Source organism: Streptosporangium sp. NPDC051023, from assembly GCF_040689595.1.
Lineage (GTDB): Bacteria > Actinomycetota > Actinomycetes > Streptosporangiales > Streptosporangiaceae > Streptosporangium.
The window spans coordinates 18,338-28,880 of record NZ_JBFBCE010000113.1 but is presented as its reverse complement, the minus strand read 5'-3'; the positions used below and the strand labels follow the sequence as shown (position 1 = coordinate 28,880).

General features: G+C 69.3%; 9 protein-coding genes. All 9 read right to left on the bottom strand.

Going from position 1 to position 10,543, the window contains the following annotated elements:
• Positions 1-222 precede the first annotated feature (222 nt).
• On the bottom strand, positions 223-2,418 hold the full coding sequence (locus AB0395_RS42795) for a bifunctional (p)ppGpp synthetase/guanosine-3',5'-bis(diphosphate) 3'-pyrophosphohydrolase (RefSeq protein ID WP_366292373.1): 2,196 nt from the start codon (positions 2,416-2,418) through the stop codon (positions 223-225).
• 239 nt (positions 2,419-2,657) lie between these two features.
• Entirely contained in the window at positions 2,658-3,176 is a 519-nt protein-coding gene (locus AB0395_RS42790) for an adenine phosphoribosyltransferase (protein WP_366292367.1), read from the bottom strand.
• A 63-nt stretch (positions 3,177-3,239) separates the two neighbouring features.
• On the bottom strand, positions 3,240-4,289 hold the full coding sequence (gene secF / locus AB0395_RS42785; RefSeq protein WP_366292364.1) for a protein translocase subunit SecF: 1,050 nt from the start codon (positions 4,287-4,289) through the stop codon (positions 3,240-3,242).
• Entirely contained in the window at positions 4,286-6,106 is a 1,821-nt protein-coding gene (secD, locus tag AB0395_RS42780; protein ID WP_366292361.1) for a protein translocase subunit SecD, read from the bottom strand. The genes secF and secD overlap by 4 nt, the downstream gene beginning before the upstream one ends.
• Before the next feature lie 86 nt (positions 6,107-6,192).
• Entirely contained in the window at positions 6,193-6,537 is a 345-nt protein-coding gene (yajC, locus tag AB0395_RS42775; protein ID WP_366292358.1) for a preprotein translocase subunit YajC, read from the bottom strand.
• A gap of 251 nt (positions 6,538-6,788) precedes the next feature.
• Positions 6,789-7,847: a Holliday junction branch migration DNA helicase RuvB gene (gene ruvB / locus AB0395_RS42770; RefSeq protein WP_366292355.1), complete on the bottom strand. Its 1,059-nt coding sequence runs from the start codon at positions 7,845-7,847 to the stop codon at positions 6,789-6,791.
• Positions 7,848-8,037: 190 nt separating this feature from the next.
• Entirely contained in the window at positions 8,038-8,658 is a 621-nt protein-coding gene (gene ruvA, locus AB0395_RS42765; protein ID WP_366292352.1) for a Holliday junction branch migration protein RuvA, read from the bottom strand.
• Positions 8,655-9,242 (bottom strand): crossover junction endodeoxyribonuclease RuvC, encoded by a 588-nt coding sequence (gene ruvC, locus AB0395_RS42760; RefSeq protein WP_366292370.1) that lies wholly within the window; start codon positions 9,240-9,242, stop codon positions 8,655-8,657. The genes ruvA and ruvC overlap by 4 nt, the downstream gene beginning before the upstream one ends.
• 102 nt (positions 9,243-9,344) lie before the next feature.
• The gene (locus AB0395_RS42755; protein ID WP_366292349.1) at positions 9,345-10,502 is read right to left on the bottom strand and encodes a GNAT family N-acetyltransferase; all 1,158 of its coding nucleotides are present in this window, start codon (positions 10,500-10,502) and stop codon (positions 9,345-9,347) included.
• Positions 10,503-10,543 lie beyond the last annotated feature (41 nt).

Here is a 10,543-nt window from a genome sequence, read left to right as displayed (position 1 = left end):
GCGGCGACCAGCATCGACGCCGTGTCGTTGATGTCCTGGCTGGTCGCGCCGTAGTGCACGAACCGGCGCAGCTCAGGCTTGACCCGCTCACGAAGCCCGGCGGGCTGACGCGCCCGCTCCGCTGGAGGACCCCACCGGCGCCGGTACGGCGGCGCACGGCCGGGCGGCACCGACGGACGGCGGGAGGCGGGCCCGCTCCCTCCAACGGGAACGGGCCCGGGGTCAGGAGCCCGCGCCGCTCACCCGGTAGACGTCGTAGACGCCCTGGATGTTGCGGACGGCCTTCAGGACGTGTCCCAGGTGCTTGGGATCGCCCATCTCGAAGGTGAACTTGCTGATCGCCACACGGTCCTTGGACGTGGTCACCGACGCCGACAGGATGTTGACGTGCTGGTCGGACAGGGTCCGTGTCACGTCGGACAGCAGGCGTGGCCGGTCGAGCGCCTCGACCTGGAGCGCGACCAGGAAGACCGAGTCCTCCGCGGCCGACCAGGCGACCTCGACCAGGCGGTCGGGCTCGGACTTCAGCTGCTCCACGTTGGGACAGTTGGTGCGGTGCACCGAGACCCCGTGACCACGGGTGACGAAGCCGATGATCTCGTCACCGGGAACGGGGGTGCAGCAGCGCGAGAGGCGCACCCAGACGTCGGAGTCACCCGCGACGACCACGCCCGCGCCGCCGCGGCCGCGGGGACGGCCGCGCAGCTTCGTCGGCACCGAGGCCTCGGCGATGTCCTCCTCGGCGCCCTCGACCCCTCCGATGGAGTGCACCAGCTTCTGTACGACCGCCTGGGCGGCTATGTGGCCCTCTCCGACGGCCGCGTAGAGCGCGGAGACATCGGGGTAGCGCAGGTCCCTGGCGAGCGCCAGGAGGGACTCTCCGGACATCAGGCGCTGCAGTGGCAGGCCCTGCTTGCGCATGGCCCTGCCGATGGCCTCCTTGCCCGCCTCGATCGCGGTCTCGCGGCGCTCCTTGGAGAACCACTGCCGGATCTTGTTGCGGGCACGGCCGGACTTGACGAACTTGAGCCAGTCACGCGAGGGGCCGGCGTCCGGCGACTTGGAGGTGAAGATCTCCACGGTGTCGCCGTTGCCGAGGCGCGACTCGAGCGGCACCAGGCGGCCGTTGACCCGGGCGCCGATGCAGCGGTGACCGACCTCGGTGTGCACGGCGTAGGCGAAGTCGACGGACGTCGCCCCCTCGGGAAGGGCGATCACCTGGCCTCTGGGCGTGAAGACGTACACCTCGGAGACCGACAGGTCGAACCTCAGCGACTCCAGGAACTCGCCCGGGTCCGCGGTCTCCTTCTGCCAGTCGAGCAGCTGCCTCAGCCAGGCCATGTCGCTGGCCGGCTTCAGCTTCGCCCCCGGAGGACCGGAGGTGGTCATGTCCTCCTTGTACTTCCAGTGCGCCGCGACGCCGTACTCGGCCCTGTGGTGCATGCCGTGGGTGCGGATCTGCAGCTCGACGGGCTTGCCCTCGGGGCCGATGACCGTGGTGTGCAGCGACTGGTACATGTTGAACTTGGGCATCGCGATGTAGTCCTTGAACCGGCCGGGCACCGGGTTCCATCGCGCGTGAATCGTCCCGAGGGCGGCATAGCAATCGCGGACCGTGTCGACCAGCACCCGGATGCCGACCAGGTCGTAGATGTCGTCGAAGGCGACGTCCCTGGCGATCATCTTCTGGTAGACCGAGTAGTAGTGCTTGGGACGTCCCTTGACCACCGCGCGGATCTTGGCCTCGCGCAGGTCTCCCGAGACCTTCTCGATGACCTCCTGCAGGAACAGGTCCCTGCGCGGGGCGCGCTCGGAGACCATCCTGGCGATCTCGTCGTAGCGCTTGGGGTAGAGCATGGCGAACGCGAGGTCCTCCAGCTCCCACTTGATGGTGTTCATGCCGAGGCGGTGGGCGAGCGGAGCGAAGATCTCCAGCGTCTCGCGGGACTTCTGCTGCCGTTTGTGCTCGGGCAGGTAACGCATGGTGCGCATGTTGTGCAGGCGGTCGGCGAGCTTGATCACCAGCACCCGGATGTCGCGGGACATCGCGACGACCATCTTGCGCACCGTCTCGGCCTGCGCGGCGTCACCGAACTTGACCTTGTCGAGCTTGGTGACGCCGTCGACCAGCAGCGCGATGCTGTCACCGAAGTCGGAGCGCAGCTCGTCGAGGCCATAGGCGGTGTCCTCGACGGTGTCGTGCAGCAGCGCGGCGCACAGCGTCTCGTCGTCGGTTCCCAGCTCCGCGAGGATCGTCGCGACGGCCAGCGGATGGGTGATGTACGGGTCTCCGCTTTTACGCTTCTGATCACGGTGATGGTAGGCGGCCACGTCGTAGGCACGCTCGATGAGCCGTAGGTCCGCTTTCGGATGGGTCGCGCGGACCGTCCGGAACAGCGGCTCCAGCACCGGGTTCATGGCGCCACCCCATTGCCCCCCAAAGCGTGCGAGCCTGCGCCTTACGGCAGGCCTCTCTTCGGTGGCTCCGGACATGGCGGAACCGGCATCGCCTGCCGGGACGGCCGTCGCGGGACCGCCACCGTCGGCGGTCACGTCGGGGACGACCACATCACGGGGCACTCAGACTCCTCACGTTCGAGTCCAGATCCCCCCAGTGTATCCAGACCGGTTCAAATACCTTCCCCGGCGGGGTGGGATCAGACAATCACGAGGGAATGCACCTCGACGCCGTCCAGTCGCTCCCGACCGTTGAGGAAGGCCAGTTCCATGAGCACGGCGATGGCGACGACGTCGGCGCCCGCCCTGCGGACCAGCTCCACCGCCGCGCGCGCCGTACCTCCGGTGGCGAGCACATCGTCGACGATCAGGACGCGTTCCCCGGGGGCGAAGGCGTCTCGATGGACCTCGATGGTGGCGGAGCCGTACTCCAGATCGTAGGACGCCTCAAGCGTCTCTGCGGGCAGTTTGCCTTTCTTGCGTACCGGGACGAAACCTGCGCCCGCCCTGTAGGCCGCCGGGGCGGCCAGGATGAACCCTCTGGCCTCGATCCCGACGATCTTATCGACCGGGTAGAGCCCGGCGAACTCGTCGACCACGGCGGCCAGGGCCTGCGGGTCGGCGAGCAACGGGGTGATGTCCTTGAAGAGCACTCCGGGCTGGGGGTAGTCGGGAACGTCGCGGATCCGCTCCAGGATGAGCCTGCTCAGGTCGGTCATCGTCACTTCCTCTAAAGAAAAGCCTCCGCCCCCGGTGAGGGGACGGAGGCTTTGTCGGGTGGCCTACTTCTTCTTACGCTTTTCTGCGTCCGGCGCGACGCCGTTGGGGGCTCCCGCCGTCACCGGTTGTTTGACGCTCTTCGCGCCGCCGCTCTTCCCGCTGCCGCTCTGGGAGGCGAGCCTGCGGGCGATCGCCTGGTAGCGCGACTCGCGCTCCTTCAGCGTGACCAGCATCGGCGTCGCCACGCACAGCGAGGAGTACGTCCCGACGATCATGCCGACGAACAGTGCCAGCGACAGGTCCTTCAGCGTGCCCGCGCCGAACAGCGTGGTGCCGATGAACAGAATCGCGGCCACCGGCAGGATCGCGACCAGGGTGGTGTTCAGCGACCGGATCAGCGTGTGGTTCAGCGCGTTGTTCGCGGCCTGCGTGTAGGTCATCTTGGAGGTCGTACCGAGCTTGGCGGTGACCTCCTTGATCATGTCGAACACGACGACCGCGTCGTACAGGGAGTATCCGAGGATCGTCAGGAATCCCAGCAGGGTCGCCGGGGTGACCTCGAAGCCGGACCACGCGTAGACGCCCGCGGTGATCACCAGGTCATGGAGCAGCGCGACGACCGCCGACAACGCCATCTTCCACTCGAAGGCGACCGTGAGGTACAGGATGATGGCCAGCATGAAGACGATCAGGCCGGTGATCGCCTTGTCGGCCACCTGACCGCCCCACGAGGCGCCGATCACCTGGAGGTTGACCTGGTTCTGCGGCAGGCCGAACTTCTGGGCGACCGTCTTCTGGGTGTTGGTCACCCCTTCCGGCGTGAGGCTCTCGGTGGTGACCCGCCAGCCGTTGTTCGTCGTCTGCACGATGACCTGGTGGGCGCCCGCGTCGGCGAAGGTGGTGCGCACGTCCTGGATCTGGGCGGCCGGCGCCTTGAAGGAGAACACCGAGCCGCCCCTGAACTCGACGCCCAGGTTGAGGCCGTTGACGATCAGACCGGCGATGGAGATCAGCAGCAGCACGGCGGACAGGCCGTACCAGAGCTTCCTGCGCCCGACGAAGTCGACGTCGACCTCGCCGCGGTACAACCGGCGCGCGATGCCGGACATCATGCCTCCTGCGGGACGGTCTTGGAGCCGACTGCGGCCGTGCTGCTCATGCGCTCGGCGTCGAGGCCGGAGAGCTTGTGGCCCTTGGCGAAGAACTTCCGCTTGGCCAGCAGCGCGACGAACGGCTTGGTGAACAGGAACACCACGACGATGTCGATGAGCGTGGTCAGGCCCATCGCGAAGGCGAACCCGGCCACACCGCCGACGGCCAGGAAGTACAGCACGACGGCTGCGATGAACATGACCGCGTCGGCGATCAGGATGGTCCGGCGAGCACGGGTCCAGGCGACCTCGACGGCCGTCCGCAGCGAGCGGCGGCCCTCCTTCATCTCGTCACGGATGCGTTCGAAGTAGACGATGAACGAGTCCGCGGTGATGCCGATCGAGACGATGAGGCCGATGATGTGCGGCAGCGACAGGCGGAAGCCCGCGAACGCGCCGAGTAGCACCACCGCCTGGTAGGTCAGGATCGACGCGACCAGGAGGCTCAGCACCGAGACGATGCCCAGGCCGCGGTAGTACAGCATCGAGTAGATGAGCACCAGGCCGAGGCCGATCGCGCCGGCGACGAGGCCGCCGCGGAGCTGGTCGGCGCCCAGGGTCGAGGAGACCTCGTCGATCGAGCTCTTCTCGAACTTCAGCGGCAGCGCACCGAACTTGAGCTGGCCGGCCAGCTCGTTCGCCGTCACCTGGGTGAAGCTGCCGGAGATCTGCGCCCTGCCGCCGGTGATGGGCTCCTGGATGACCGGCGCGGAGATGACCACGCCGTCCAGGACCATGGCGACCTGGTTGCGCGGCGGCTGCGAGTTGAACGCGGTGGTGGTGACCTTGGACCACTGGTCGGGGCCCTGTCCCTTGAAGGAGAGCTGGACGAGCCACTCACCGGTGGTCTGGTCGACGCCCGCGTTGGCGCTGGCGATCGCGCTGCCGGTCACGGCCGCCTTGTCGAGGACGTACTTGGCGCTGCCGTCCTGACTGCAGCCTGCGTACTGCTTGGCGGGGTCGTCCTGAGCGCCCTGGCCCTTGTTCTTGGAGCAGTCGAGCGCCTCGAACTGCTTGAGGACCGCCGGGTCGATGCCGCTGGTGTCCACACCGTCCATCGGATTGTCCGAGGGGGCGGTCGGCTGTGCCGAGGGGGCGGCGCTCTGGCTCGGCTGGGCCGAGGGCGAAGCGCTCTTACCGGGCTTGGCGTTCCTGCCCGAGCCGGCCTGCTTGTCGGAGGCCGTGGAGGCGGTGGGGGTCGCGGCCGGGCTGGGGTTGACGAGCGCCTCGGACAGGGCTCGGCCCGCGGGCGAGCCGCTCGGGCTCGCGGCCGCTGTCGCGGTCGGCTCCGGCGTCTTCGCGCCCTTGCTCCCCTCGGCCGCGGGCGAGGCCGACGGGGACGACGTCCCTGCGCCCTTCTTGCCGGGAGCCGTGGAAGAGGGTGAGGTTGACGGTGTCGGCGCCTGGGTGGGCATCTGGCCCGGGGGGGGAGGTGACCCGGCCGTGACCGCCATCACCTGGCGGAACCGCAGTTCCGCGGTGGTGCCGACCAGCTTGACGACTTCCTCCTGGCCAACTCCGGGGACGGAGATGATGATGTTGTCACCGGATTTGGCGACCTCGGCGTCGGAGATGCCGCTGCCGTTCACCCTGTTCCGGATGATGCCGACCGCGAGGTCGAGGCTCTCCTCCGTGGGCGCCGTGCCGTTCGGGGGGACGGCCTGCAGCGTCACTGTCGTGCCGCCGGCGAGGTCGAGGCCATACTCGGGGGTGTATGCCCTGTTGAGGAACATCACCCCGGCCATGGCGAGAATGATCGCCAGAAGCAGGAGGAGCACGCGCCCCGGTCTGCTCTGGCCGCTGGTCGGTCGGGCCACTGGTCGTCAGTTCTTTCGGCTATAGGGATTGTTGGCGAGCCTACTCATCACTTCTTGGTCGTCGAGTCCTGGTCGTCACCTTGCGGCTCCACGGCCTCCACTGCATTGTCCCCGACCGTGTCGACGTTCTTGACATCATCGTCGTCAGCGTCGTCAACCGGGGTCAGCACGCGGCCAATCGCCGCCTTGACCCAGCGGGTCTCCACACCGGGGGCGATCTCAAGGATCACGTCGTCGGCGTCGATCGCGGTCACTGTCGCGAAAAGCCCGGTTGTGGTCATGATGCGGGTCCCGGGGGCGAGGGAGTTCTGCATCTGAGCTTGTTCCTGCTGCCGCTTCCGCTGCGGCCTGATGAGCAGGAAGTAGAACACCACGACCATCAGAGCGATCATGATAAGGCTGGAATAATTGCCGCCCATTGGGCCGCTCCTTCGGTTAAGGATGACCGGCCGGGGCCGGTACGTCTATGAGGCCACGCCGCTCAGCACGTCAGCCTACACAGCCAGCCAAGCCACGGAGTTTAGGCGAGCTGTTAGGAGCGCGGCAACGAAGTCACGATCTGGCGCGCGGGGAAGTTCCCATTTCGATACCGTTGTCACCGATTCGTGATCAACCCCGCACGGTTCCTCACCGTAACTCAACGTCAGGAAGACGCCGAGTCATCCCCAAGATCGGGCATCATCGAGGCACCGAACGCGTCGGGGGGCGGCGTCAGACCCAGGTGGACCCAGGCTGCGGCGGTCGCGACACGCCCTCTCGGCGTGCGGGCCAGCAGCCCCTGCCGTACCAGGAACGGCTCGGCGACCACCTCGACCGTCTCCGGCTCCTCCCCCACCGCCACCGCCAGCGTGGACAGGCCGACAGGACCACCGCCGAACTTGCGCAGCAGCGCGCCCAGGACGGCGCGGTCGAGACGGTCGAGCCCCTCCGCGTCCACCTCGTAGAGGTTCAGCGCCGCCGAGGCGACGTCCCTGGTAATCACCCCGTCGGCCCGCACCTCGGCGAAATCGCGCACCCGGCGCAGCAGCCGGTTGGCGATGCGGGGCGTACCTCGGGAACGTCCGGCGATCTCGTGCGCGGCGTCGCCGGGAAGCCGCAGGCCGAGCAGCCGCGCGGAGCGGTGCAGCACCTGCTCCAACTCGGCGACGTCGTAGAAGTCCATGTGCGCGACGAACCCGAACCTGTCGCGCAGCGGCGCGGGCAGCAACCCGGCCCTGGTGGTCGCGCCGACCAGGGTGAAGGGCGCGACCTCCAGCGGGATCGCGGTCGCCCCCGGCCCCTTGCCGACGACGATGTCGACGCGGAAGTCCTCCATCGCGAGGTAGAGCATCTCCTCGGCGGGACGGGCCATCCGGTGGATCTCGTCGATGAAGAGGACCTCTCCCTCGGAGAGGGTCGACAGGATCGCCGCGAGGTCGCCGGCCCGCTCGAGGGCGGGTCCCGAGGTGATCCTGAGCGGCACGGAGAGCTCGGTGGCGATGATCATGGAGAGGGTTGTCTTGCCCAGGCCGGGGGCACCGCTCATCAGCACATGGTCGGGGGGGCGGTTACGCCGCAGCGCGCTGTGCAGCACCAGTGACAGCTGCTCGCGCACCCGCGCCTGACCGATGAACTCCTCCAGGCGCTTGGGGCGCAGCGCCGCCTCGATCAGCCGCTCGTCGCCCTCGGCCTCGGGCGAGACCAGATCCCGCTCTGCGCTCACGCCGGTCCACCTTCACTCACTCGGGCACCCGTCCTGGTGGTCCCACTCCCGCCTGGCGCGCGACGCCGTTCCCGGATCCGTGTCCCCGTCACGGACCCGCAGATCCGCGTCCCTGTCACGGACTCGCACGGGTGAACGGCCGCGGAAGGCCGCGGGCGGGCGATCCGTCCCCTTGTCTCGGAGTCCCCCGTCATCGGACGCTCAGCGCGCGCAGCGCGGCCTTGAGCAGCGCCGCCACCTGCGGGGCGCGGCCCTGCGCGATCTCGGCGTCGGCCTGGGGGGCGACGGCGGCCACCGCCTCGTCGGCGTCCCTGGCCGAGTAACCCAGGCCTACCAGTCCCGAGTGCACCTGGTCGCGCCAGAGGGGCACGGCCACGCCGCCGTCGAGCGCGGCGTTGACGGCCTCCTCCGGCGTGCCGAGCTTGTCCTTGAGGTCGACGATGATCCGCTGGGCGCCCTTCGGGCCGACCCCGGGGACCCGGGTCAGCGCCTTGACGTCGGCGCTCGCGACGGCGATCCGCAGCGCGTTCGGCGTGTGCACGGCGAGCATGGCGAGGGCGACCTTGGGGCCCACCCCGTTCGCCGTCTGCAGCATCTCGAAGACCGCGCGCTCGTCGTCGCCGCCAAAGCCGAACAGCGTCAGCGAGTCCTCGCGGACCACGAGGGAGGTGGCGAGCCTGGCCTCCTCCCCGACCCGCAGCGCCGCCAGCGTGCCCGGCGTGCAGTGGACCAGCACGCCGATCCCGCCGACCTCGACCACAGCTCCGTCGGGTGCGATCGCGGCCACCCGTCCCCGCACCGAGGCGATCACTTCGTGGTTCCTCTCGAGTATCCGGCCCTGCCCCTGCCGCGGAAGTAGGCGGCGGGGGTCGTCGCGGGCCCGGTGGCGGCCCTGGCGACCGCCTCCGCCAGCCGGTTCTGCGCCCCGCCCCGCCACACGTGGCAGATCGCGAGCGCGAGCGCGTCCGCGGCATCGGCGGGCTTCGGCATCGCGTCGAGGCGCAACAGCCTGGTCACCATGGTCCCCACCTGCTGCTTGTCGGCCGTGCCACTGCCGGTGATCGCGGCCTTCACCTCGGACGGCGTGTGCAGCGCCACCGGCAGCCCCCTGCGCGAGGCGCACAGGATCGCCACGGCGGAGGCCTGTGCCGTGCCCATCACGGTTCTGAGGTTGTGCTGGGCGAAGACCCGCTCGACGGCGACCGCGTCCGGCCTGACCTCGTCGAGCCAGCTCTCGATGCCCGCCTCGATCGCCACGAGCCTGGCGCCGATCTCCTCGTCGGCGGGGGTGCGCACGACTCCGACCTTGACCAGGGTCAACGGCGCTCCCGGCCGTCCCTCGACCGCGCCGAGCCCGCACCGGGTCAGTCCCGGGTCGACCCCCATCACCCGCAGCTCGGGCAACCGCACCGACACGCCTCCGATCGCCGAACATCTGTTCGGTGCCAGACTCTACCGCTTGCGCGGACGCGACGCACGGTTACCCGGTGCGGCCCGTCAGAAGTAGTCGAGCATGTGGGGCCTGGCCTGGAAGGCGGCGTCGAGCGCGGCGTCGCCGTCCGCGGAGCCGGTGAGCATTCCCGTGCGGCGGAGGGTCGCGGTCGGGACCCCGGCGAACAGGGCGGAGAAGGCTCCGGCCGTGAAGACGGGCAGGGCCGTCGGCAGGGTCCCCGCGGGCTGGGCCGTTGCGGACCCGCCGGAGATGGACAGATGCCAGGGACCGGAGTTCGCGGGCCGCTGGGGGTCGTCCACCTGGATCACGGTCTCGAGGGTGACTCCGCCGGGGAAACCCCGCCGGGAGACCGCGGAGGCGAGGTCGACAACGCGGAACATCCAGCGGGTCTGGCCGACCTCGTCCTTCGGACGGTCGCCGATCAGCCAGAAGACGGGGTCATCCGGGGCAACAACCGCGTGGACCGACTTGGCGATCGAGGCGGAGGAGCCAACCAGGGACCACAGCGCCCTCGCGGTCGCCTCCGAGGCCGCGACGAGAGTGGAGACCTCGAGGTTTGGGCCGTGCCAGCGATAGATGACGAAGCCGTCCTTCGCCAGGTACATGAAGTCGTCTTTGGCCGCGAGACGCGACTCCCAGGCGGCGACGCCCCAGCAGACGGGGCCGCAGGCGCGGGTGGCGGCGTGGACGCCGCGGAGGACCGAGACCGCCTCGGTGGCGTCGCCGGGGCCCATTCTCCGGATCTCGACCGGCTCGGTCTGCCTGATGGCCCGCAGGGCCTCGGTCGGCAGCACGGCCCGGTGCATGGCGCCCGCGTGTTCCCAGCCCAGCGAACGGTAGATGCGTGTGGTCGCCGGATAGAGGGCCGAGATCGGGTGTCCCAGGTGGGCGCAGCGATCGAGGGCGGCCTGCATGATCGTCCTGCCGACGCCCCTGCCCCTGTCCTCGGGGGCGACGGTGACCGAGGCGATGCCGCCCATGGACATCTGCCTGCCGTGCCACCACTGGGTGAAGTCGTTGATCCGGCTCGTCGCGACCAGGCGAGGGCCGTCGAAGGCGCCGAGGTATCTCCCCTCACCGAGCATCGGGGTCACCAGCCTGACCCAGTCCTCCTGCTCGGCGTCCGAGACCGGCCCGAAGGCGCGCCTGCGATTGTCCGTCACCGCGTCGAGATCGTCGACCGTCAAATCACGTAGCTCCACAGTCACCCAACCTAGGCAGCGGGCGCGGGGAAAGGCGAATC